Origin of the sequence: Mesorhizobium sp. B2-1-3A (assembly GCF_006442655.1) — a bacterium.
Lineage (GTDB): Bacteria > Pseudomonadota > Alphaproteobacteria > Rhizobiales > Rhizobiaceae > Mesorhizobium.
The window spans coordinates 478,533-500,520 of sequence record NZ_VFWK01000005.1; the positions used below are offsets into that span (position 1 = coordinate 478,533).

General features: G+C 62.0%; 22 protein-coding genes and 1 pseudogene. 5 read left to right on the forward strand and 18 right to left on the reverse strand.

What is annotated here, in order from left to right; all coding sequences use genetic code 11:
- The first annotated feature begins 76 nt into the window (after window positions 1–76).
- The 3 genes from FJ977_RS22545 to FJ977_RS22555 are packed head-to-tail and all read left to right on the forward strand — an operon-like array spanning window position 77 to window position 2,800.
- Window positions 77–787, forward strand: a complete 711-nt coding sequence (locus tag FJ977_RS22545; protein WP_181180024.1) for an SDR family oxidoreductase — start codon at window positions 77–79, stop codon at window positions 785–787.
- A 22-nt stretch (window positions 788–809) separates the two neighbouring features.
- Window positions 810–1,547 (forward strand): TetR family transcriptional regulator C-terminal domain-containing protein, encoded by a 738-nt coding sequence (locus FJ977_RS22550; RefSeq protein ID WP_140774382.1) that lies wholly within the window; start codon window positions 810–812, stop codon window positions 1,545–1,547.
- Window positions 1,548–1,594: 47 nt separating this feature from the next.
- On the forward strand, window positions 1,595–2,800 hold the full coding sequence (locus FJ977_RS22555; protein WP_140774383.1) for an alpha-hydroxy acid oxidase: 1,206 nt from the start codon (window positions 1,595–1,597) through the stop codon (window positions 2,798–2,800).
- A gap of 89 nt (window positions 2,801–2,889) precedes the next feature.
- Here FJ977_RS22555 and FJ977_RS22560 read toward each other — a convergent pair whose 3' ends face one another.
- The 10 genes from FJ977_RS22560 to FJ977_RS22605 all read right to left on the reverse strand — a co-directional run bounded on the left by FJ977_RS22560 (window position 2,890) and on the right by FJ977_RS22605 (window position 13,067).
- On the reverse strand, window positions 2,890–3,144 hold the full coding sequence (locus FJ977_RS22560; RefSeq protein WP_140774384.1) for a hypothetical protein: 255 nt from the start codon (window positions 3,142–3,144) through the stop codon (window positions 2,890–2,892).
- Between the two features lie 163 nt (window positions 3,145–3,307).
- Window positions 3,308–4,459, reverse strand: coding sequence for a sn-glycerol-3-phosphate ABC transporter ATP-binding protein UgpC (gene ugpC / locus FJ977_RS22565; protein ID WP_140774385.1), 1,152 nt, complete (start codon window positions 4,457–4,459; stop codon window positions 3,308–3,310).
- 40 nt (window positions 4,460–4,499) lie between these two features.
- On the reverse strand, window positions 4,500–5,903 hold the full coding sequence (locus FJ977_RS22570; RefSeq protein WP_140774386.1) for an FAD-dependent oxidoreductase: 1,404 nt from the start codon (window positions 5,901–5,903) through the stop codon (window positions 4,500–4,502).
- On the reverse strand, window positions 5,900–6,769 hold the full coding sequence (locus FJ977_RS22575; protein ID WP_140774387.1) for a PfkB family carbohydrate kinase: 870 nt from the start codon (window positions 6,767–6,769) through the stop codon (window positions 5,900–5,902). The genes FJ977_RS22570 and FJ977_RS22575 overlap by 4 nt, the downstream gene beginning before the upstream one ends.
- Window positions 6,766–7,611: a TIM barrel protein gene (locus FJ977_RS22580; RefSeq protein ID WP_140774388.1), complete on the reverse strand. Its 846-nt coding sequence runs from the start codon at window positions 7,609–7,611 to the stop codon at window positions 6,766–6,768. Before FJ977_RS22580 ends, FJ977_RS22575 begins: the two co-directional genes overlap by 4 nt.
- 4 nt (window positions 7,612–7,615) lie before the next feature.
- Entirely contained in the window at window positions 7,616–8,476 is an 861-nt protein-coding gene (locus FJ977_RS22585; RefSeq protein ID WP_140774389.1) for a carbohydrate ABC transporter permease, read from the reverse strand.
- Window positions 8,473–9,438, reverse strand: a complete 966-nt coding sequence (locus tag FJ977_RS22590; RefSeq protein WP_140774390.1) for a sugar ABC transporter permease — start codon at window positions 9,436–9,438, stop codon at window positions 8,473–8,475. The genes FJ977_RS22585 and FJ977_RS22590 overlap by 4 nt, the downstream gene beginning before the upstream one ends.
- Before the next feature lie 14 nt (window positions 9,439–9,452).
- Complete coding sequence (locus FJ977_RS22595; protein WP_140774391.1) at window positions 9,453–10,778, reverse strand: extracellular solute-binding protein; 1,326 nt, start codon at window positions 10,776–10,778, stop codon at window positions 9,453–9,455.
- 81 nt (window positions 10,779–10,859) lie between these two features.
- Window positions 10,860–11,873 (reverse strand): SIS domain-containing protein, encoded by a 1,014-nt coding sequence (locus tag FJ977_RS22600; RefSeq protein WP_140774392.1) that lies wholly within the window; start codon window positions 11,871–11,873, stop codon window positions 10,860–10,862.
- 171 nt (window positions 11,874–12,044) lie between these two features.
- Complete coding sequence (locus FJ977_RS22605; protein ID WP_140774393.1) at window positions 12,045–13,067, reverse strand: LacI family DNA-binding transcriptional regulator; 1,023 nt, start codon at window positions 13,065–13,067, stop codon at window positions 12,045–12,047.
- Between the two features lie 156 nt (window positions 13,068–13,223).
- On the opposite strand from FJ977_RS22605, the pseudogene FJ977_RS22610 reads away from it, so the two are divergent.
- Window positions 13,224–13,806: pseudogene (locus tag FJ977_RS22610) on the forward strand (tyrosine-type recombinase/integrase); the annotation flags it as partial.
- A 536-nt stretch (window positions 13,807–14,342) separates the two neighbouring features.
- Here the strand turns inward: FJ977_RS22610 and FJ977_RS22615 are convergent.
- Both FJ977_RS22615 and FJ977_RS22620 read right to left on the reverse strand, forming a co-directional pair.
- Window positions 14,343–14,627, reverse strand: a complete 285-nt coding sequence (locus FJ977_RS22615; RefSeq protein WP_140774394.1) for a DUF982 domain-containing protein — start codon at window positions 14,625–14,627, stop codon at window positions 14,343–14,345.
- A gap of 22 nt (window positions 14,628–14,649) precedes the next feature.
- Window positions 14,650–14,955: a DUF982 domain-containing protein gene (locus tag FJ977_RS22620; RefSeq protein ID WP_140774395.1), complete on the reverse strand. Its 306-nt coding sequence runs from the start codon at window positions 14,953–14,955 to the stop codon at window positions 14,650–14,652.
- A 79-nt stretch (window positions 14,956–15,034) separates the two neighbouring features.
- Between FJ977_RS22620 and FJ977_RS22625 the strand changes: the two genes are divergently transcribed.
- The gene (locus FJ977_RS22625; RefSeq protein ID WP_140774396.1) at window positions 15,035–15,241 is read left to right on the forward strand and encodes a hypothetical protein; all 207 of its coding nucleotides are present in this window, start codon (window positions 15,035–15,037) and stop codon (window positions 15,239–15,241) included.
- A gap of 1,249 nt (window positions 15,242–16,490) precedes the next feature.
- Here FJ977_RS22625 and ugpC (FJ977_RS22630) read toward each other — a convergent pair.
- The 6 genes from ugpC (FJ977_RS22630) to FJ977_RS22655 all read right to left on the reverse strand — a co-directional run bounded on the left by ugpC (FJ977_RS22630) (window position 16,491) and on the right by FJ977_RS22655 (window position 21,962).
- Window positions 16,491–17,561: a sn-glycerol-3-phosphate ABC transporter ATP-binding protein UgpC gene (gene ugpC / locus FJ977_RS22630; RefSeq protein WP_140774397.1), complete on the reverse strand. Its 1,071-nt coding sequence runs from the start codon at window positions 17,559–17,561 to the stop codon at window positions 16,491–16,493.
- Window positions 17,562–17,595: 34 nt separating this feature from the next.
- A complete protein-coding gene (locus FJ977_RS22635; protein WP_140774398.1) occupies window positions 17,596–18,435 on the reverse strand; it encodes a BtpA/SgcQ family protein in 840 nt (279 codons plus the stop codon).
- A gap of 81 nt (window positions 18,436–18,516) precedes the next feature.
- Complete coding sequence (locus FJ977_RS22640) at window positions 18,517–19,299, reverse strand: amidohydrolase family protein (protein ID WP_181180025.1); 783 nt, start codon at window positions 19,297–19,299, stop codon at window positions 18,517–18,519.
- Window positions 19,296–20,240 (reverse strand): carbohydrate kinase family protein, encoded by a 945-nt coding sequence (locus FJ977_RS22645; protein WP_140774400.1) that lies wholly within the window; start codon window positions 20,238–20,240, stop codon window positions 19,296–19,298. Before FJ977_RS22645 ends, FJ977_RS22640 begins: the two co-directional genes overlap by 4 nt.
- On the reverse strand, window positions 20,237–21,091 hold the full coding sequence (locus FJ977_RS22650) for a carbohydrate ABC transporter permease (RefSeq protein ID WP_140774401.1): 855 nt from the start codon (window positions 21,089–21,091) through the stop codon (window positions 20,237–20,239). Before FJ977_RS22650 ends, FJ977_RS22645 begins: the two co-directional genes overlap by 4 nt.
- A gap of 1 nt (window position 21,092) precedes the next feature.
- Complete coding sequence (locus FJ977_RS22655) at window positions 21,093–21,962, reverse strand: sugar ABC transporter permease (RefSeq protein WP_181180026.1); 870 nt, start codon at window positions 21,960–21,962, stop codon at window positions 21,093–21,095.
- Window positions 21,963–21,988 lie beyond the last annotated feature (26 nt).

Consider the following 21,988-nt stretch of genomic DNA (forward strand, 5'->3'; position numbering starts at 1 on the left):
AACAACAGAGGATCGCAGCATGACATCCGGACCTTGGCCTTCCAACCAAGAAGGTTTTACCGGCAAGGTCGCCATTGTGACCGGCGGCGTCTCGGGCATCGGCCTGGCAACGGTGACGCGGCTGCTGCATCTCGGCGCGACCGTGGTGGCAACCGACATCGCGCCAAGGCCGGATGGCTTTCCCAAAAGCGAGAACGCGCGCTATGTACGGCACGATGTCACGGATCGTGCCTCCTGGAAGAATGCCGTCGATCGAGTGGTCGACGAGTTCGGCCGGATCGACATCCTGGTCAATTGCGCGGGCATCCTGCGGGAAGGCACCCTTGAATCCACCACCCTCAAAGAATGGCGGCAGGTAATGGCCGTGAACGTGGAGGGCACCTTCTGCGGCGTTCAAGCGGTGATCCCGCACATGCCGGCGAGCGGCGGGGCGATCGTGAACCTCGCTTCCGTGTCGGGCAGCCGCGCCGATGCGAAGCTCGTTGCCTACACGACCAGCAAGAGCGCCGTGGTAAACCTGACGCGCGAAATAGCGCTGGATTGCGCCCGCCGCGGCACCAACATCCGCTGCAACAGCGTCAGCCCCGGCGTGGTCGATACCACCATGATCGAGAACTTCTTCGACGCCAGCGTGGATGTCACGCTTCCCGAATGGCTCGATACGCAGCCTTTGCGGCGTTCCATCGCGCCGGCCGAAATTGCCGACATCATCGTTTTTCTGGCAGGGTCGGACTCCACCTTCGTGACCGGCGCCGATTTTCCTATTGATTGCGGTGCCACCGCTTGACCCGCATAACTTCGAGGGGCTGATGCCGCGCGTACCCAAGACCGAAGCCAAGCCTGCTCACCCGCTGCTGCGGCGCCGGAAAACAGCCGAGGATTCCCGCGAGGAGCTGATCGAAGCGGCCATCGAGGTGATCGGCCGCAAGGGGCTCTCGCGCACGACGCTGGCCGATGTCGCGACCAAGGCGGGCATCGGCTATGGCAACGTTACCTTCCGCTTCAAGACCAAGGCAGCTTTGCTGCTGGCCGCGCTGGAGAAGGTTTCGGGTGAATACATGAACTGCCGCGAGGAGGCCGCGGTTGCCGTGGCCGATGGGACAGCCGCCCAGCGGATCGATGCGATGATCGTGGCAAGCTTCAGCCGGCGCGTGACCAGCCAGAAGAAGATCGCGCTGTGGCACGCTTTCTTGTCGGAACGGCACATCCATTCCGACTATCGCAAGCTCTTTGCCGAACTGCGCGAGCGCGAATACAGCCTGACCAAGGCGATCTTCGAGGAGATCGTCGCGGCCGAGCCGAACAAGCGTGCCGACGCCCATCTCGCCGCGGTCGGCTTGAACTCGCTGATCGAAGGTCTCTGGTTCAACATGCGCTCGGTACCCAATCCGCTGAAACCGGGCGAGGCGCAGCACATCGCTCGTGTCTTCCTGGGCTCGCTGTTCCCGGTGGCGTTCGGCGACATTCTGGCGCAATCGCACCAGCGGGAAGCGGCGTCTGCTCCGGAAGGCGACGAGGAGCCCGAGCCCGCGATGCTGCACGACTGACTGGCGGCTGCGATGAACAACCTGGATGCTGGTTTGGTGAGGGTGCTTTGAGGCGGGTCATCTCGATTTCGGATCTGCGCGAGCATGCCAGGAGGCGGCTGCCGAAGATCCTGTTCGACTGGATCGATGGCGGCGCGGGCGACGAGCGTGGCCTGCGCGAGAACGAAGCCGCATTTGATGCATATCGCTTTCTGCCGCGTTACATGCTGGACGTGTCGCAGCGAACGCAGCGCAAGGCGCTGTTCGGCAAGACTTATGCGTCACCCTTCGGCATTGCGCCAACCGGCTATGCCGGACTGTTCCGACCAGGAGCCGACCTGATGCTCGCACAGGCGGCAGAACAGGCCGGCATTCCCTTCATCATGTCTGGCACCAGCGTCTCTTCCATCGAAGATGCGGCCAAACTCGCTCCGAACAGCTTTTGGTACCAGCTCTACGCCGCGGCCGACGTCGAAATCACCAGGCACCTGATCGGCCGCGCTGAGCGGGCAGGCTGTCAAGTCCTGGTGGTCACCATCGACATCCCGATCGCCGGCAAGCGAGAGCGCGACCTGCGCAATGGCTTTGAGTTCCCGCTCAGGATGACGCCGCGGCTTGCCTGGGACGGCCTTTGTCATCCCGCGTGGACGCTTGCTTACCTGCGCACCGGCGGTTTGCCCGTCATGCAGAACTGGGCGCTCTACGCGCCCCCGGGATCAAGCGCAATTGAGGTGGCGGAGTTTGCCAACACCCATGCTTACTGCGTTCAGACCTGGGAGCACTTGAAGCTCTTCCGTGACCTCTGGCCCGGCAAGCTCGTGGTAAAGGGCGTGATGCACCCGCACGACGCCACGATGGCCATGCGGCTGGGGGCCGACGGCATCTACGTCTCCAACCATGGCGGGCGGCAGTACGACCGATCGGTTGCCGCGCCCTCGGTACTGCCGATCCTGCGCGAGATTGTTGGCCCGGACATGCCGCTGATGATGGACGGAGGTGTGCGTCGCGGCTCGGACATCTTCGCCGCGCTTTGCCTAGGCGCCGACTTTGTATTCGCCGGCCGGCCAACTCTCTACGGTGTCGCGGCACACGGTTCCTGGGGAGCCGAACAGGCGATCACGATCCTGCGTGACGAACTCGGCAATCTCATGGGACAAATAGGCTGCCTTGACCTGGAGCAAGGCAATCTGGGGCTGTTCCTGGTTTCCATGATGAAAGCCCAGGCTCAACTTGCCAGTGCAATGTTCCCAGAGATTCGCCAAGAAGGGCTTTAACTCTGTCGACGGTGCCGGGGAATGACCGCCTTCGAGATGAGCTGTATGGACCTTGCGCAGCGACAATGCAGCGCGAAATGTCGTTCGCTTCACCGCAAGTCTTCTGAGTGGGGCGAAAGGCGCCAGCGCCCTGCCGACTCGAACCCCAGAACGAAAACTTCGATCAAGTTGCACCACTGCGGATCGAGACATCCAGCGTCGTCATGTTGCACGCGCAATGCGGCCAGCACGAGTTCAATATACCTTGTGCAGCGCTGAAGCTTCTTCAAATGCACCGCCATGCAAAACGTAACTGGTGAATTGACGGCATTGCAATTGCCACGCGTCATCGTGATGTCGAACACTTGAACATGTCTTTGGAGTGGATATTCGCATCGAGCCGTGGCGAACAAACAGAAGGGCTGGCATAACCAGGACATCGCCGTTTTTGATCTGGCGTTGGATATGGACCGCCAGGCGCTCACGGCTGAATTTATCGATCACGTCTGCATGTGGAGAGTCTTGCGGTCACGGGCGCGATCCGCTGTTATGACTAGCGTCGGTTGAACTGTCGCGCCGGCTCACAACCGGAATGGCATTTCCTGCGGCGTCGAAAACATGGATATCCCGTCGCCGCGCGGTGAAATCGACGCTCTGCGAGCGTGCAATGGAACTCTCCCCATCCACCTTGACCAGGAACTTCTCGCTGACGCCGGGCAGATCCACATAGAGGATCTGCACCTCGCCGAGATGCTCGACGAGATCGACGGTTCCGGTAAATGCCGGCTCGGCCACTTTTCCCTCGGCGATCCGCAGGTTTTCCGGGCGGATGCCGATGCTGACGGCCTCACCTTTCGAAAGCCTGCCGGGTTCCGCCGCCAGTTCGAGGGTGACGCCGCAATCGAGCCGGCAACGCGCCGACGTCCCGGTGCGGTGGACGACCGTTCCCTTCAGGATGTTCATCGCCGGCGAGCCGATGAACTGGGCGACGAAGAGGTTCGCCGGCTTCCGGTATAGTTCGGTCGGCGTGCCCAGCTGCTCGATGCCACCGTCCTTGAACACGACGATCCGGTCCGCCAGCGTCATCGCCTCGACTTGGTCGTGGGTGACGTAGATCATTGTCACGTCGGGCATGCTCCGCTTCAGCTTGGCAATCTCGATGCGGGTGGCGACGCGCAGTGAGGCATCGAGGTTGGAGAGCGGCTCGTCGAACAGGAAGACACGCGGATTGCGCACGATGGCGCGGCCGATCGCCACGCGCTGCCGCTGTCCGCCGGAGAGCGCCCTAGGCTGGCGTTGCAGGTATTTGTCGAGCTGGAGGATTTCGGCCGCCTTGCGCACCCGCTCATCGATCTCGGCCTTCGACATCCCGGCGATGCGCAGCCCGAAAGCCATGTTCTCGTAGACCGTCATATGCGGGTAGAGCGCATAAGACTGGAACACCATCGAGATGCCACGCTTCGAGGGCGCGACGGCATTGATCCGCTCGCCGTCGATGACGAGGTCGCCGGAGGTGATCTTCTCGAGGCCGGCGATCGAGCGCAGCAACGTGGACTTCCCACAGCCCGACGGACCGACGAAGACGATGAATTCACCCGACTTTATCTCAAGGTCGATGCCGTGCAGGACTTCCAGGTCACCATAAACCTTGCGAATGTTTCTCAGCGACAAATCGGCCATCGTTCCCATTCCATTGGTTTGATTTTGGAGGCATGCGCCGTCAGGGAGCGAGCCCGGCCAGGAATCGCGTCACCGCGTCCGGCCTCCTGTTGAGGATTTCGAGGTCGTTCTTTCGCCGGATGGCGCGACGCACGACCCGCGCGCCGAGATAGCGCAGGGGCTCGGGCGGAAGCCGGGTGCGCTTGCCGATGCCGACCAGCCCGCACCGGCTCCACGCGTCGTCACGCCCCAGCACGAGACTTGCCATGATGCGGCCGGCGACAGGCGTCTGCGCGATGCCCGTGCCGTTGAAACCCATCGCGTAGAAGATGTTGGCGTGGTCCTTCAAATGCCCGAAGACCGGCAGGTGCTCCGCCGTGCAGTCGATCGGGCCGCTCCAGTCGCAAAGCACCGGCACGTCCTTGAGTTGCGGGTAGACCCGGTGCAGTTCCCGGATGTTTTCCGCTCCTCCGTCGCTGCCACGGTTGAACCGGTCATCGATGCGGTCGTCATAAGCGATGCCGCCCGTGCCCCGCCCGAAGATGACGGCACCTTCCGGCGTGCGCTGGTAATAGAGCACATGGTGCTGGGCGTCGCAGATCGAGGCGCCGTCGGTCCAGCCGATCCGCTCGAGAATGTCCGGCACGGGCGCGGTAGCGATGACCTGGCTGCTCACCACGTAGAGATAGGGATGCAGCTCCGGAATGGCCGAAAGCCAGGCATTGGCTGCGAGCACGACCTTGCCGGCGGAAAGCACGCCGCCGGCCGTGCGCAGTCGAGGCCGCGAACCGGGCGCGATTTCGACGACCGGGCTCCGCTCGTGGATGACGATGCCTCTTTCAAGGGCGAGCCGGCGCAGGCCGATGGCGAGCTTCGCGGGCTGCACGGTCCCTGCCCTCTCCTCGACGATGCCGACATAGGAGGCGTTCGAGCCGGTGCGGCGCAGGATGTCGGCACGCTGGAGCGGCTGGAGGCGCTCTTCGCCAAGCGCGAGGCAGAGGTCGCGGGCGGCGGCCCAGGCCCCTTCCTGAGCGGTCGAACTTGCCGTCCACAGCCAACCGTCGAGCCTGAGGCCCATCTCCATGGTGCCGGAGGCCTGGAGGCCGTTCAGCTCCTCGATGGCGTCGGCGGTCGCCCGGCAGAGCATCAGTGCATCGTCCTCGCCGACAAGCGCGCGCAGCATGTCGATCTCGGCGAACCAGCTATGAACCTGCCCGCCATTGCGGCCCGAGGCGCCGGAGCCGCAGAAATCGGCTTCGAGCACGGTGACGCGCTTTTCCGGCGCCTGCTCCTTGATCCGCATGGCCGTCCACAGGCCGGCATAGCCGCCGCCGACGATCGCCACGTCGCAGTCCGCTCCGCCCTGCAAGGGCGGCGTCGCGGCGTCGGCCTCTATGCTGCGCAGCCAGTAGGAGCGATCGGCCTTCGCCGCCGGGACGGGCGGCCGCATCGTGATGGTGCTCATGTCCCGGTCCTCTGCGTGCCGCGGATGGCATCGTCATATTTTGCAAGCAGCCATTGCGGGATCGCCCGGATGGGCTGCGGGAAGCCGCCGAGATGGGTGCAGGTTTCCGACGCTCTTTCGGCGGCGAGCTCGAGAGCGGCTCTGCCCGACTGGTCGGCGAGGAAGCGCGAGGCGATGAAGGTCGCGATGAAGCTGTCTCCCGCGCCGCAGGTGTCGATGACGGCGACCGGCACCGAACCCGCCTCGGTCACGCTGCCGCCATCATCATAGAAGGAGCCGCGCTTGCCGCAGGTGATCACGACCTGGCGCGCGCCTGCAGCCCTGAACCGCGCGATCAGCGGTTCCATAGTCTCGGCCGGATCGTCCGGGCCTGAGGCGAAGACCAGCGGCACGCCTTCCAGCGAAAGGTCGAAATGCCGGGTGGAAACATCGATGCTGAAGGGCATGCCATCCGCGACGAGCCTGCGGACCAGCTTTTCGCTGGAGTTCGTCCCAAGATGCACCCAATCGGCCTGCCGCAGCATCTCGTAGCGTTCGGCGCTCGGAACGTAATCCTCTCCCACGCCGAGCGATTCGAGAACGAAGCGCCGTTCGCCGGCATCGTCCGTGAGCAGCGTTACGGCGGAAGAGCCGGGGCGTATTTCGACATCGTTCTGGTCGAGCCCCACCTCCCCGATGGCCTCGAGCATGATGTCCGCTTCCGTATCCTGCCCCAGCGCCCCGAAATAACGGGCGTTCAGCCCGTGCCGCCGCCATTGCACGGCGACATTGAGCGCGTTGCCGCCCACCGTGACGAAACCCTTGGTCAGGTAGGCGTCGAGACAATTGTCGCCGACGGCGATCAGCTTGGGATTGGCCTTCGTCATTCTTCGTCAGCCCGATCGAGATGAGGTGCGATCGCATCCAGGCATCGCCGCCAGGCGGAAACGGGATCGAGCGCATAGGATCCGTTGCCGAAGGGCTCGAAGGTCAGCGTGCCGGCAAACCCTTGCGCGCGAAGCTGGCCGAGATGGTGGTCGAGCGGCAGGCTGCCGTCGCCCCAGGCGAGATGCCCGGCCGGCGTCCCGTCGACGACATGGACATGCGCGACGCGCTTTCCGAAGCGCTCGAAATAGCCGCCGACACTGTCCCCCGCGGTCGCCATGGCAACGAGATCGAGCACAACGTCGACATCGTCGCCGTCGAGCGCACGCCAGAGGGTGTGAAGCTCATCCGCATTGGTGACGATGTTGCTTTCGAGGCGCTGAAGCGGCTCCAGCAGGCAGGAAACGCCGAGCGACCTCGCACGCGCCGCGATCCGGTTGATCGACGCGACCGAATGCTCCCAGGCGGTTTGCCTGCTTTCGCATTCGAAACCGCGGCCCGGCGTCAGGAAGAGATAGGTCGCGCCGAGTTCCGCGCTGATATCGGCCGCGCGCATGAAGCGCTCGACGCTGGCCTCCCGATAGGCGCCGTCGCCGGAAGCGATGTTGATCGGATAGAGAACCTGCTCCGGCGTGAAGCAACGGACGGTCAAGCCGTTGTCGGCGAGGATCGACTTTACCTCGGCGAGCCGCGCGCGGTTGCCGTGGAAGAGGTCGAGATGCGGGGCGATGCCCCAGAATTCCATCCGGTCGAAGCCCATCGCGCTGAGCTTTTCGGCGGTCCAGCGGAAGGGGTGGTGCTGAAAGGAGAAATTCGCACCGATAAGCTGTTTGCGTTTCAACATTGCCCTATTTCCCGATGCCTTCGGCAAGCCCGCGGATGAAGAAACGCTGAGCGGCGAAGAAAATCATGACGATAGGAAGCGCCGAGAGCGTCATGGCGGCGAAGACGACGGCATAGTTCGTGCCGTGCTTGGCCATGATGGACGTCAGGCCGACCGGCAGCGTCTGAAGGTCCGCGCCGCTGGTGAAGATCATCGCGAAGAGATACTCGTTCCAGGCGAAGAGCACGTGCAGGATGACACAGGACACCAGGATCGGCTTGCACAGCGGCAGCGTCACCTTCCAGAAGATCTGGCCTTCGCTGGCGCCATCCATGATGGCAGCCTCGTCGAGGTCGCGCGGCAGGCCAAGCATGTAGGCGCGGATCAGGAAGGTCGTGAAGGGGATGCGGAAGGCGGTGTAGAGGATGATCAGCGCCCAGTAGGTATTGTAGAGGCCGAGGTCCTGCATCATGCGCACCAGCGGGATGACGGCGACCGTCGGGCTCAGCATCAGGCCGCCAAGCACGATGCCGACGAAGAACGGCTTGCCCGGGAGCTTCGAGCGGGTCAGGCCGTAGGCGGTCCAGGCACTGACCAGCACGGTGCAGAAGGCCGATCCGATCGTGACGATGACGCTTGTCGCGATATAGTTGCGAATGCCCTGATTCCAGGCGGCGATGTAGTTCGTGATGTTGAAGCCGCTTGGCAGCGCGAACGGATTGCCGAAGATCTCCGCATTGGTCTTGAAGCCGTTCAAGGCCATCCAGAACAGCGGATAGAGCACGACGATGCCGAGGCTGGTAAGGAAGGTGACGAGGCAGACCTTCGCCAGCACGGCGACGAAGTCCGTGCGCTCCATCTGGCGCGGCTGATAGGAGTGGCTCACAGCTCGACCCTCCGCCTTTTCGTGTACCAGAGCTGTGCAAAGCCGGTCACGAGCGTGATGACGAAGATGACCGATGCGATCGCCGCGCCGTAGCCGAAGTCGTTCTCGATGAAACCCTGCTGATAGAGCCAGGTGCCGAGCACCTGGCTGCTGTTGTTGGGCCCGCCACCGGTCATCACCATGACCTCGTTGAAGACCTGGAACGCGCCGGTGATGGTGATGATCACCATCAGGCCCGTCATCTCCCGGGTCAGGGGAAAGGTGATGCTCCACAGGCGTCGCCAGGTTCCCGCCCCGTCGATGGTCGCCGCGTCGTAGAGGTCGCGCGGGATCTTCTGGATGGCGATGGCGAACAGCAGCGTCGAATAGCCGAAGCCCTGCCATTGGCTCATGGCTATGATGGCATAGATGGCCGTCCCTTCCTCGCCGAGCCAGGCACGCGACCATCCTGCAAGGCCGACCTGCGTCAGCGCAGAATCCAGAAGGCCTATGTCGGGCTGATAGATGAAGTAGAAGAGAAGGCCGGTCACGGTGATCGAGATGGCCGACGGCACGAAATAGACGGCGCGCCAGAAGCGACGCCATCTCTCCTCGGCGAGCCCTTCGATCAACGCCGCCAGCACGAAAGCGCCGAAAACCTGGAAGATGACCGAGATGACGGCATAGAGCGTGTTGTTGACGATCGAGATCCAGACCACCGGATCGGCTTGCAGGCGGCGATAGTTTTCCAGTCCGACGAAAGCGGTTTCGCCGGTGAAGATGTCCTGGTTCTTCGTGCTGACGACAAAGTTGTCGATGATGGGATAGTAGACGAACCAGAGGATCAGCACGAAGGCGGCGAGGATCCAGCGGAACGACCAAACGGCGGCCAGAGGGCCGAGCCAGTCCCTCTCGGACCGGCTCGGCCCGGCAATGCCGATTTTGACGGCTTCACCCTTGTGCCCAGGCTGCATGGCGGTCATCGCTGGCCAAATCCCTACTTCGACGGAGCTGCCGCTTCCTTCACCCGTTCCATGACCTGTTCCGGGGTCATCGAGCCGCCGATCAGCGCCTGCAGGCCGGACAGCCAGGCAGCCGCCACGCGCGGCGGGTTCGCGGTATCGAGCCAGGGCATGAGGTAGGAGGAATCGGCGATCACCTTCAGGCCGTTGACAACGGTCGGGTTCATGGTCTCCGCCGAATAGCCGCCGACCGTTGCGCTCGGCTGGCCATAAGGCGGCGCCGACAGAACCTTACCGTTTTCGGCCGAGGTGACGAAGCGCATGAAATCGATCGCGAGAGGGACGTTCTTCGAGGCCGCGTTGATCATGTAGCCTTCCGGCGCGCCTTCGATGGCCTTGACGTCGCCCTTGGCATCCTTGGGGACCGGCAGCTTGAAGAAACCGAAATCCTCGCGCTTGAGCGCGCCGTCGGCCGTCGACTGATCGAACTCGATGATCTCCTGATAGTACATGGCGGACTTGCCGTTGCTGAACTGCTGCAAGGCCGAGGCATAGGAGGAACCGTTGGTGCCCGAGCCGTCCGAGCATTCATCAATGATCCGCTTGTACTGCTTCAGGCTCTCGACATAGCCGGGGTCGGTATATTGGGCGGTTGCCGGAACGAAATCCTTCTCAAGGGTCGCCTGCGGCACATTGTAGGCAAGGAGTTGGCCCGCATAGTGCACGCCCGGCCAGCCTTCCTTATTGCCGAAGGAGATCGGCGTGACGCCGGCCTTCTTGAGGGCCGCGCAGGCGGTCAGCAAGTCGTCGAATGTCTTGGGCTCGGCAATGCCGGCCTTTTCGAACAGGCTCTTGTTGTAGCCCATGAACTTGGCGTCGAGATAAAGCGGAATGCCGTAGAGCTTGCCATTGTACTGGAAGGCGGAGACGGCGGCTGTCGCGAGCGTCTTGCCCCATTCCGTGTTCGGCCCGATGACGGGGGTGAGATCGACGGCGCGGTTGCCGCGCACGAAGTTCTCGCCCCAGCTGCCTGTCCAGGTGAAGTAGACGTCCGGCAGCGAATTGGAGGCGACCAGCGCCTTGGTCTTGCCCTTTACGCTGTCGTCGCTCTCCTGGATAAGCTCGACCTTCACCCCGGGATGAAGCGCTTCATATTTCTTGGCGGCGTCGACGAAAAAGGGAGAAAGCTGCTGCAGGCCGAATTTCGTCAGGACGCTGACCGTGCCCGAGTAGTCGACCTTCGCATTGGGATCGGCAACGACCGCGTCGGCAGCGGATGCGGCACTGACGCCGCCGATGACGAAGGCGGCGGCAACGATGGCCGCGAGGCTGGGCGTGCTCAAGAAAATATTGGCTTTCATTTCGCAGTTCCTCTCTGTTGTTTTGTCTCGTAAGGCATGCAGGCAGGCGTGCGGTCCGGCGGCGACGCCGGACCGCAAAGCTCAATATTCGACGCGCTTGTAATAGCGGCGCGTGGTCAGCGGATGGTCGCGCAGCACCTCCAGATGCGCGCTGAGGCGCTCCAGCATGGTTGCGAGGACGATCGGCGAGATGAGGCCGCGCGTTTTGGCCGAGATACCCAGCAGGGTGGCGGAAGCCGCATCGAGGACGCGCACCTTGTTTGTGTAGCGCTTGGCGAAGTTCTCCACCCGGTCGGTCAGCGGACGGAACGCGTCCTCGCCCTTGAAGATGAACAGGCTGACGCCCGGCTCCACCAGTTCGAGCGTGCCGTGGAAGAAGTCGGATGCCTGCACCGGGCGGGTGCGGATCCACTGCATCTCCTCGAGGATGCACATGCCGTAATAGTGCGCTTCCGGCCAGACGGAGCCGGCGCCGGTGAAGATATGGTAGGTTTCGTCCTTGATCTCCCTTGCGAGGGCGGCGGCTTCGGCCTCGTAGCCTTCCTTCACCGAAACCAGCAGCTTCGGCAGCAGCGCCAGCTCGGCCACGGTCGCGTCGAAATCGGCAAATTCGCCGCGCTCGGCCAAGAGGGCCAGCACGATGAGAAGGGTCTGGAGGTAGAAGGATTCCGAAGAGGTGTCGTCCTCGGCAAAGTTGGTGAAGTTGTAGTCGGCGTCGCGGCCGAGCGGGGTATCCTTGTGGCCGGTGAGCGACAACGTCTTGACGCCGCGCTCCTTCAGGAAGGCGAGAAGCTGCACGCTTTCCTTGGTGGTGCCGGAGAGTGAGGGCAGAACGACCAGCGCCTTACCGTCGAGGCCCGCCGGCGGCTCCAGCACCACCTGGGCGGGATAGGCCGCGGAAACCGGGAAAAGCGTCGTGTTGCGCGCAAGCTCAATGGCCGGCAGGGTCAGAAACTGCACGCCGCCGGTTCCCATGAAGAAGATGCGTTCCAGACCGCCGTCCAGCAGGTCGCGCATCAGGACACGCACGTCCTTGGCGATTGCAACCGCGCCGCTTTGGATCTTCACAAAGCGATCCCTATCGAAGTTGAGCATTTGAACCTTCCCGTTTTGCGTTCCACCCCCGAACCACGCGGGCGTCTTCACGTAATGATCTTGAGATTATCATTCTGAGATGTGTGAGATCGATCTCACATGCATTTAACGCACGAGAATTCCGTATTGGCAAGTAGGCTTTCAAAAAAATAGGACAGGCGTTTTCGAGGTTCAGCCGCCGCGCCGACTGACCGAACCACGAATGATCAGCTTGGTTTCGAACCGGACTTTTCGCGGTGGATCAGTTTTCCCGGCAAGCCGATCGAACAGGAGCCGGGCCGCCGCGCGTCCTATTTCCGAGACCGGCTGCGAGACGACGGTGATCTGCGGATCGGTGAATGTCGCCAGGTTGAAATCGTCGAATCCGATCAGCGAAACGTCGTGGGGAATGGAAGTCCCCATCGAACGAAAGGCAAGAAGCGCGCCCTGCGTCATGAGGCTGTCGACCGTGAAAAGCGCCGTCGGCGGTGTCTTCTGGCTGAACAAACGTATCGTTGCGTCGACAGCATGCTCGACCGTCGATTGCGAGACCGCGATCATCCGTTCGTCGGACCCGATGCCGCCGGCCGCAAGCGCCGTCTGGTAGCCGGTCATGCGCTCGCGGGAGGTGAAGATGCGCATGTCGTCCTGCAGCAGCCCAATACGGCGGTGGCCCATGGCGATCAGATATTCGACGGCTTTGCGCGCTCCTCCCTCATTGTCGACCACGACACTGTCGCAGTCGACGCCCTCGGCGACACGGTCGATCAGGATCAGTGGCACGTTTTCCGCGATCAGGCCTTGCAGATGCGCATTGTTCTCGGCTGATGTCGGTGCAACGATGAAGCCTCGGATAGAAAGCGACTGGAGACTCGCCAAGAGCGAGATCTCTTGATCCAGTTCCTCCTCGCTGCTGCCGATGACGAGATTATGCCCCCATTCGCGGGCAAGCACTTCGATGTCATGGGCTATGCGCGCGAAGAACGGGTTCTGGATGTCGCCGAGAATGCAGCCGACAATCGGCAGCTGCCCACTGCGCAATGCCTGCGCCAGGCGATTGCCTCGATAGCCGAGCTTTCCCGCCGCCGCCTGCACCTTCTTGGCAGTCTCGTCGCCAACATAGCCATAGCTGTTCAGGGCGCGGGCCGCGGTTGCGCGCGATACATGCGCAAGTGCCGCCACATCCTTCAAAGTTGCCGGTTTGCTCCGCGCCATGCGACCCTTCGATTCTTCGGGCAGGACCCTTCCTGCGGTCGCTGTTGTAGCTTCGGGTCTCCGGCTAGCAAAGGCCCCTGTCGCGATGGAAAAGGCCGCAGCCTACTTCGCGAGGCAAGTGACATGAGGTTCTCTTTCATCGCGAGGCACCGGAGCAAAGAGAAGTACGAGGAACGGCATACAATCGGTACGCCCGCTCGGACCTGCTATGCCCTTGGCTTCTGGCTCGGCAATCGCCGCGGCGACATCGCCAACCTTGAGTGGGATGATCTCGTCACGGAGGAGATCGAATTGTTCGACGGCTCGCTCGAATTGGAAGAACCGAAATCGCCATGGCGGAAGGGAGATGTTCATACCGGTCGTTGACAAGTTGGCGACAACCTTGGAACCGCTTGACCGGTCGAAGGGTGGCACTGTCCTCAAGACCGCGTATGGGAAGCCGTTCTCGGAAATAAGCCTGACAGGCATGATGCAACACTGGACGCGGCAAGCGGATATCGCCGAAGGATATACGCTGCATGGGCTACGCCGCACCTTCGGAACCTATCTGGCAGAATGCAACATCCAAGCGCGCGCCATCATGGACGCCATGGGTCATTCCTCAATGACGGTGACCGACGACTACGTGCGCGACGCTAACAAGAAGCGGATCGCCGCCGATATCGCGAGAGCCGTCAACCTGCGTGAGGAAAAGCGCGATCAGATGAAGCGGCGGACGAGTTTGCGGATCGTAAGGTGATAAAGGAATCGCGGAATGGCTAAGAGAGGCGCCTTTGATCATTTCAGGCAGTTCGCCGCGCCCGTGGGCAAGGTGTGGAGCAAGCCGTGGGCAAAGCCACATTTTTGCCAATAAAATCAATGGTTATGGTGGGCCCGGAGGGACATCGTCTTCGTCGGGAAATCAGTACGTTGGCGGCTGGTTCGCCAATCCGTTTCCTTCGTATTCTCTCGTATGGTCTGGCGAACCTCAAGATCAGGGCGATGAGTAGCTTTCAATGCAATCGGTGTTCTGTCCTATCCTACGAAGGTCGATGAGCACATATTGATCGAGGTGGTAAGCGCGGCCGGTTTGGGGTTCGTCAACCGACTGACCAACGTCTCGGCGTAAGATGGCATTCTCCGCCTCAACTATTTTCACAACGTGGGATCCGTGCATTCATCCGGGCCGTTGCACACCAAAGCTGCCGGCGACAATCGACCTGTCCTCAGTACGCGGATCATTCGCCGGCGCAGTGGGCGGCAGCACATGACCGCCGCCCCTGAGGCGCTTAGAGATCAAAGATGCGATGGCCATCCGGTGGGTGCCGGCATCGACATCATTCCGTCTTCGACCAGGATGTCCTTCCTCCTGGCGAACTGAACTAAAATGCCTCGCGCAGTCTCGGCGTCGATCTCACCAGCCAATGCAGCTTTGCAGGCGCGGATCGCAGCCTTCTGTTCCGGACTATTCCGACACCAGTCCATGACGAACTGGTAGGCATCCACCACAGAATTCAACTGTCGAGGGAAGCCAAGCCCGACCCATACGCGGACTGGCTTTTCGAAAGGTTGGGAAAGCATCGTTTTCCTCCTCTCGTAGCGATCAGGTGGCCACTTCGCCGGTGTGACCGGCCTTCGCGCCGACCATCCAGGGCACCGTTGTAGAGACATCCTCAAGAATTTTTGCTGAACGGGCGAACCCAGCCAATGCGTCGCGCGCAATTGTCGACGGAATCTGCCCGTCGAAGGCTCGTTGACAGGCTCGCTTGGCAGTTTCATAGATCACGCCGCGCCGGTTTCGAGGCCATTCGTCCAGAAAGTCGAATGCGTCCTCCAGACATGATATTTCTTGGATGAGACCTTCTGCCACTCTCACGAACACAGGGCTGTCTAATGTCCTATCGCTCATCTTAACCTCCAATTCTTTGAACGATTTCAGACGGTTGAGGAATGGTCGCTTAAAATTGGGAGCGACCGGGAAAATATATGTGGAAGCCGATTTTCGTCGTCAAGACCCGTCGGAAAGCATTTTCGGCACTGCTCGTGGCATCGCAAATCGCGCCCACAGATTCTACGCCCTGCCGATCTTTCGCGGTAGCAGACTATACAGCTATGCGTTAGCGGCGGCTTTTCGCTTGGGCGATATCGCCATTGGTCTTCGTCGCCTCTGTCACTGGGAAAAAATACTCAAGTGACAGGCCGATTGCGGGTCGTGGAGGCGTTCCTACCGCCTCTTCCGCCAGCCCAGGCAGTCGGCCTGTTGTGCAGTTCATGGGAGAGACCGCGACATCATTGAAATAGGCGCTAACGATAACCGCGAAGGGCGGGCAGCTTGGCCCGCCCGCTCTCTTGAATTGGAAATGGACGCCTCCGATATCCTCCTCCTGCCGAAGGCGCCGGCCAGTCGAGATTTGGATGAGTGTCGTGGGGGGCGGTGGATACGGCATTATGATGATCTACGAGCATTTGCAGATTCCGCAGAGTTCACGGCTTCACGCCGCGCGAATGTGCAATCCGACCCTCTCGCAGGGTGCCGCTACTGATAGACACATGGTTAGAGGCGCGTGTACCAGTCAGGCCCCATTAGCAGCAAAGCGATCGACACTGACAAGTGGAAAGCCGCGAGTGTGGCGAGCAACATCAACAGATACAGAGTTGAGCGCCACAACATGTCAAATCTGACCCCAGGTTGAGCCGAGAACTGCGCACATCCGCGAACAGGTTATTTGGCTTAGCTAGAGCAGCGGACAGGCACTTCAAATCACATAGCCGTTACGTTCTGGAGGTTGATCGAATGAGCACTCGTGTCCAGCGGTTCAACCCTATGTGGGTACCACCGGGCGTCTGCCTATCGTTCGTCGAATGCCAGAAGCAGTCATTCTGCCGTCGGCCGCATTTCAGTCATGCTGATTGCATGCCAGTATTGCCGTATCTGGGGGCAAATATCCTTCCAGTGGTCGGCGGTTGCCGATACTCCGGCGTTCAGCAGATTCGTCAAAAAATCTCAGAGGCGCGGAATCGACGCTGCATTGCGGCGTAGGGAGGTCTATGTCTTGCCCAACAACGCCGTCGCAGGACAACTCGCCACATCTGATTTCGATCACTCGTCGCACGCCGATACAGCCTGCGGCAGGGAAAGCCGTAAGCCACCGATTTTTGGGGAGAATTTAGTTCGAAGCTTCCAAATCGTGATCCACCATGCCCGCGCGGTATCGAGCGGGATCGCTGTCTACCAAAGTGACCAAGGACGAATTCGTTCGATTTATCAGGTACTTGTGCGCCAAATTTGGGCAGGGGTCTGTAGCTAGGGTGTGTGCCTAGTGACCACTTGTGATCATCCACACTTGGGAATGGTCGCATTTTCTCACTACCCTGACGTCCCGATCAACCACGGATTCCCACGGAGCCGATACGTCGGCGCGTAAGGACTGACCCCGCTGTGCTTCAGATGACTCTTCCGCTCTCCGCGTCGAAGACGTGAAGGGCTTCGGCCGGAAATGACAGCCACAGACGGTCGCCGTCGCGCGAGGCGAAATCGGCCTTGACGATAGCGAGGATGTCGGTTCCCGCCGCATCGACCACCAGATGCGTCTGCGGCCCTGTCGGCTCCGCCACTTTCAGCGTGCCGGCAAGATCGCCGGCCCGACGGTCCACGATCACACTTTCGGGCCGAATGCCCAGCACGATGCGGTTCGTCGAAGAAGCGTAGGCGCGGGCCGGCAGGGCGATCTCCGAACCATCGCCAAGCACGGCTTTGATGCCCGCCGCCGTTCGGCGAAGCTCGGCCTTGACCACGTTCATTGCCGGCGAGCCGATGAAGCCGGCGACGAACAGGTTGGCCGGCCTGTTGTAAAGTTCGAGCGGCGAGCCGACCTGTTCGATGTTGCCGCCGTTGAGGACGACGATGCGATCCGCGAGCGTCATCGCCTCGATCTGGTCGTGCGTGACATACACGGCTGTCGTGCGGACGCGATGATGCAGGAGCTTGATTTCACCGCGCATCTGCACGCGCAGTTTGGCGTCGAGATTGGACAGCGGCTCGTCGAACAGGAACACCGATGGGTTGCGCACGATGGCGCGGCCCATGGCGACGCGTTGGCGCTGGCCGCCGGACAGTTGGCCGGGCTTGCGATGCAGGAGGTCGGTGAGGTCGAGCATGCGCGCGGCCTCGGCGACGCGGGTGGCGATCTCCGGCTTGCCCTTGCCGGAGAGCTTTAGGTTGAACGCCATGTTCTCGGCCACCGTCATGTGCGGGTAGAGCGCATAACTCTGGAAGACCATCGCCACGTTGCGGTCGCGCGGGCTGTCGTCGTTGACCTTGCGCCCGTCAAGCAGGATGTCCCCGCGCGAGGCGCTCTCCAGCCCGGAGATGATGCGCAGCAGCGTCGACTTTCCGCATCCGGAGGGACCGACGAGCGCCACGAACTCGCCATCCCCTATGCTGAGGTTGATGCCGCGGATGATGGCGGCAGCGCCGAATGATTTCTCGACGCCGCGCAGTTCGATGGATGCCATGGATCAGCCCCTCTCTTCCGGACCGGTGTGGATGTCAGCGGACCTTGCGTACCGCGTCCATCAGCGCCTGGACCTTGGCCAGCACGACCCTGTCGCCGTGCATCTTGCCGTTGCCCTTGACGTAGCTGCCGACGATGGCGCCGTCGGCGACAGATAGAAGCTCGGCGGCGTTGTCGCTGCTGAAGCCGCTGCCGACCAGGATCGGCCCGACGGCGCCGGCGCGGATCTGCTTGACTTCGGCGGGCGCCGTCGGATGGCCGGTGCGGGTACCGGTTGCAATCAGGATGTCGGCGCCGAAGAACTCGACGTCGCGGGCCTGGTCCTCGATGTCGCGGTCGCCGACGATGGCGTGGCTGCCATGCTTCACGTGCACGTCGGCCAACACGACGATATCCTCCGCGTCGAGTTCGCGCCGGTAGCGCATGGCCTGGGCCGAGGCACCCTCGATGATGCCCTCATTGGCCACATAGGCATTGGCCCACTGGTTGACGCGTACGAACTGCGCGCCCGAGCTCTTGGCGCAGGCAAGAGAGGCCTTGGCGGCGTTGGCGACGATGTTGAAGCCGAGCGGAAGCTTCGTGGCGCGGCGGATGCGATCGCCGATGACCGACATGGCGCCGACCGTCTCAAAGCCGATGTCGTCAGGCTTGCGGAAAGGGATGTCGCCGGCATTCTCAAGCAGGATCGCGTCGACGCCGCCTTCCTCGAGGATCAGCGCTTCCTCGACCGCCTGGTCATAGACAGCCTGCAGCGACCCGTTCCGGTAGTAGGGCGAGCCGGGTAGTGGCAGCACATGCACCATGCCGATGATTGGCTTGCTGGTGCCGAACAGGCGCTGCAGTACCGGCGTGTTTTTCGTGTCGAGATTCGACATCTTCTTCTCTCCTTGGCTTCCGGTGGTTGGGCGCGCCGACGACGACAAAGTCGGCCGATGCGCCTTCGTGTTCTTTTGTCCTCAAGCGATGCGCCAGATGCGCGCCGCATTCTTCCAGAAGACCTTTTCGAGGTCCTCCTCGCCCAGGCCGATGACGCGCAGCTTCTCCTGCTCGACGCGCGGCGACTGATAGGGCACGTCAGAGCCATATTGCAGGCGATCGACCGAGACATTTTTCAGGAAGGTCATGATGTCGAACGGATAGGCCTGCGACATATCGACATTGATGTTGGGGTATTCCTGGCAGGCGAGAATCGCCTCCCACAGGAAGGCGTGCATGCCGATATGAGCGAGCACGAAGGTGACGTTCGGATAAGCCTTGGCCGCCTGCGCCTGGAGATAGGGCAGGTCGCGCGGCGCATCGCCCGAATGCATGAGAACGGTGAGGTTGTGCTCCTCAGCCTTGTCCAGCAGCGGACCCATGACCTTCATGTCGTTGGGCCGGTAGAAATCATAGCCGGCCACCAGCTTCAGGCCGCGGCAGTTCCATTCGCCGACATAGCGGTCGATGAGCTCCTGGGTGTGCGTGGCGCCGAAGGTCGGGTCGATGCGGGCAACGCCGACGATGCGGTCTGGATATTTCAGCGCGGCGAGGCCGACATCGCCATTGGCCTCGTTGTAGTCGGCATCCCAAGGCGGCGTCTGCCGGCGGTCGTGCGGGAAGAGCACGCCATGCGACGCGCCCTGCTCGTCGAGCAGGCGGATGACGCTTTCGGGTTCGCCCCTGACCAGATAGGGGACGCAGGTGTTGGCGGCGACGTTCTTGTCAGTGCCGTAGTGCATATGGGCGTCGATGACTCTCACAGCGATAGCTTCCTTCCAAAGTTTGCCTCGAAGCGCTGCGCCACGCGTTGCGGCGAGGGCAGGTTCGACTGGCATCCCCATTTCTCGATGATGAAACTGGCGACGGTGGCGCCGATGCGCGCCGCTGTCTCGTGCGAATGGCCGCCGATCAGGCCCTTCAGCGTGCCGGCGACGAAGGAGTCGCCCGCACCGGTGGAATCGACGAAGGCATCGGGCGCGACCGAGGGCATGTCCTGGCGGCCATCGGCGGTGTACCAGGCGCTGCCTTCGCCGCCGCGCGTCACGATCACCAGACGCGGACCATGCGCCAGTATGTCGGCCGCCGACGCGACGCCAAGCGCCTGCATCAACGCGTCGGCCTCGCCACGGCTGAGGAACAGGACCTCGCAGGCTTCCAGGAAGCGTGGCGCAAGATCGCCCGCGGTGGCGACCATGCCGTTGATGGCGGTCAGCGCGCCGGTCTTGCGGGCGTGCTCAATGGCATTGAGCGTATAGGCGCCGAACATCTCGCTGATGACGACGGCGCCGGAACGGTCGATCTCGCCATAGGGCGTGTGCCAGTCATCCTGCTTCTCGGCGACGCCGAGATGGGAGACGCAGAAACCGCCATTGGCGGCATCGAAGAAATTGAAGCTGTGTCCGGAACGGGCACCCTCGATCACGTCGACGCCGGCGAGGTCGACGCCGTTGCGGGTCATGTGGTCGGCGTAGCCCGAGCTGCGGAAATCGTCGCCGACGACCATGCCGAGCCCGACCTTCATGCCGAGCGAACCGGCAACCGCTGCGATGTTGGCGCTGCAATCGCCGAAATGGATGGTCTCGACTTCTTCCATGGGCATGTCGAGCGGCACGGTCTCTCCGTCGCGCGGCAGCCGCTTCATGCGCAGTAGATGATCGAAGATCGTCCACGACCCGATGGAGAAGAGTTCCAGTTCCTTCATTTCACCGCCCCCATGGTCAGTCCGCGGGTAATCTGTTTCTGGAACAGCACGGCGGCGATCATGCCGGGCAGCGCCGAAACCATCGCCGAAGCCGCCATCATGCCCCACTTGATCTGGTCGAAGGTCATGGCCTGCAGAATGCCCATGGTGACCGGGCGCGTGCTGCCGCCGGCGAGCACGAGGCCGAAGATCATGTTGTTCCAGCTGAAGATGAAGGCGATCATCATGGCGCTGGCGATGCCCGGCCTCGCGATCGGCACGACGATCCTGGTGAGCATGGTCCAGATGCGGGCGCCGTCGATGCGCGCGGCCTCCTCGATCTCGATCGGCATGTCGCGAAAGAAGCTCGCCAGGATCAGGATCATCAGCGGCAGGGTGATCAGCTGGTGCACGAGGATCATGCCGACATAGCTGTCGTAGAGGCCGATGCGCGTGTAGATGACGTAGAGCGGCAGGATGACGGCGAGTTCGGGCGCGAAGCGGAACGACAGGAAGGTGAAACGCAGCTTGTCCGACGTCTTGTCCCGGCGCCGTGCCAGTGCATAGGCTGCGGGGATGCCGAGCAGCGCCGAGACCACCACTGCGCCGCCCGAGATGATGACAGAGTTCATCAGGAACTTGAGGAGGTCGGGGACCTGGCCGCCGGCGCGCTGCGCCTCGTTGCCGAACAGCACCTCGACATAGTTTTCGAGCGTGGGTGTGAACAGGAAACGCGGCGGATAGGCGATGATGTCGCCGAAGTTCTTGATCGACATCATGAAGATCCAGACCAGCGGGAACAGCACGAAGCCGGCGAAGGCGAGGTAGCAAAACGCGAGCGCGAGTTTTTGCGCGAGCGTGCGAAGGAACATGCTAGAGGCCACGGTTCTTCGCCTCCTGCTTCTGCCAGAAAGCCAGCAGCGCGCCGCTGATCGTGTAGCAGACCAGCCAGAGCACGAAGACGATGGTCATCGCGCGGCCGAGGCTCGACCAGCGATAGGCCTCTTCATACGCCATGACATGCAGGGTTCGTGTGGCGTCGAGCGGCCCTCCCTTGGTGGTGGAGTAGATGATCTCCAGCGACTTCAGGGAATCGGAGACGCGAAACAACACGACCAGCAGCAGATAGGGGGCCAGCAACGGCAGCTTCACATAGCGGATGACCTGCCAGGCATTGGCGCCGTCGATGCGTGCGGCCTCGACAACCTCGCCCGACACGGACTGTAAGCCGGCGAGCAGGATGATGGTGGCCAGCGGGGTGAACAGCCAGGTGTCGATCACGATGATCGACATCATCGCCGTCGACGGGCTGGTGAGCCAGGACAGCGGCTCGATGCCGACCTGCGCCAACAGCCAGTTCAGCACGCCGCTCTGGGGATGCATCATGGTCTTCCAGATGAGGCCGGCGACCACCGGCGGCACCAGCAGCGGGAGCACGACGGCCGAGCGGAAGAAGGATTGCAGCCGGCCCGGAACGTCAAGCAGGATGGCGAAGGCGAGCCCGAGCGGCAGCTGGATCGCCAATGCCGCGCCGGCATAGGTCAACGTATTTGCAAGGCCGTTCCAGAACAGCGGCGTCTCGAACAGGTTGATGTAGTTGTTAAGGCCGACGAATTTCGAGGCCGGGATGTAGAGCTTCTGATTGGTGAGGCTGGTGTAGATTCCACTTAGGAACGGATATGTCGTCGACATGAGCAGGATGAGCGCCGGCGCCAGCATGGCGTAGTAGGCGGTCTTGCTCATCCATGTCTTGTCAGCTTGGGCTGTGA

Coding starts and splice junctions, on each gene's coding strand:
- FJ977_RS22550 (WP_140774382.1), top strand. CDS start 810: ATGCCGCGCGTACCCAAGACCGAAGCCAAGCCTGCTCACCCGCTGCTG.
- ugpC (WP_140774385.1), bottom strand. CDS start 4,459: ATGGCCGATTTGTCGCTGAGAAACATTCGCAAGGTTTATGGTGACCTG.
- FJ977_RS22570 (WP_140774386.1), bottom strand. CDS start 5,903: ATGAGCACCATCACGATGCGGCCGCCCGTCCCGGCGGCGAAGGCCGAT.
- FJ977_RS22575 (WP_140774387.1), bottom strand. CDS start 6,769: ATGACGAAGGCCAATCCCAAGCTGATCGCCGTCGGCGACAATTGTCTC.
- FJ977_RS22580 (WP_140774388.1), bottom strand. CDS start 7,611: ATGTTGAAACGCAAACAGCTTATCGGTGCGAATTTCTCCTTTCAGCAC.
- FJ977_RS22590 (WP_140774390.1), bottom strand. CDS start 9,438: ATGACCGCCATGCAGCCTGGGCACAAGGGTGAAGCCGTCAAAATCGGC.
- FJ977_RS22595 (WP_140774391.1), bottom strand. CDS start 10,778: ATGAAAGCCAATATTTTCTTGAGCACGCCCAGCCTCGCGGCCATCGTT.
- FJ977_RS22600 (WP_140774392.1), bottom strand. CDS start 11,873: ATGCTCAACTTCGATAGGGATCGCTTTGTGAAGATCCAAAGCGGCGCG.
- FJ977_RS22605 (WP_140774393.1), bottom strand. CDS start 13,067: ATGGCGCGGAGCAAACCGGCAACTTTGAAGGATGTGGCGGCACTTGCG.
- FJ977_RS22615 (WP_140774394.1), bottom strand. CDS start 14,627: ATGCTTTCCCAACCTTTCGAAAAGCCAGTCCGCGTATGGGTCGGGCTT.
- FJ977_RS22620 (WP_140774395.1), bottom strand. CDS start 14,955: ATGAGCGATAGGACATTAGACAGCCCTGTGTTCGTGAGAGTGGCAGAA.
- ugpC (WP_140774397.1), bottom strand. CDS start 17,561: ATGGCATCCATCGAACTGCGCGGCGTCGAGAAATCATTCGGCGCTGCC.
- FJ977_RS22635 (WP_140774398.1), bottom strand. CDS start 18,435: ATGTCGAATCTCGACACGAAAAACACGCCGGTACTGCAGCGCCTGTTC.
- FJ977_RS22645 (WP_140774400.1), bottom strand. CDS start 20,240: ATGAAGGAACTGGAACTCTTCTCCATCGGGTCGTGGACGATCTTCGAT.
- FJ977_RS22650 (WP_140774401.1), bottom strand. CDS start 21,091: ATGTTCCTTCGCACGCTCGCGCAAAAACTCGCGCTCGCGTTTTGCTAC.
- FJ977_RS22655 (WP_181180026.1), bottom strand. CDS start 21,962: ATGAGCAAGACCGCCTACTACGCCATGCTGGCGCCGGCGCTCATCCTG.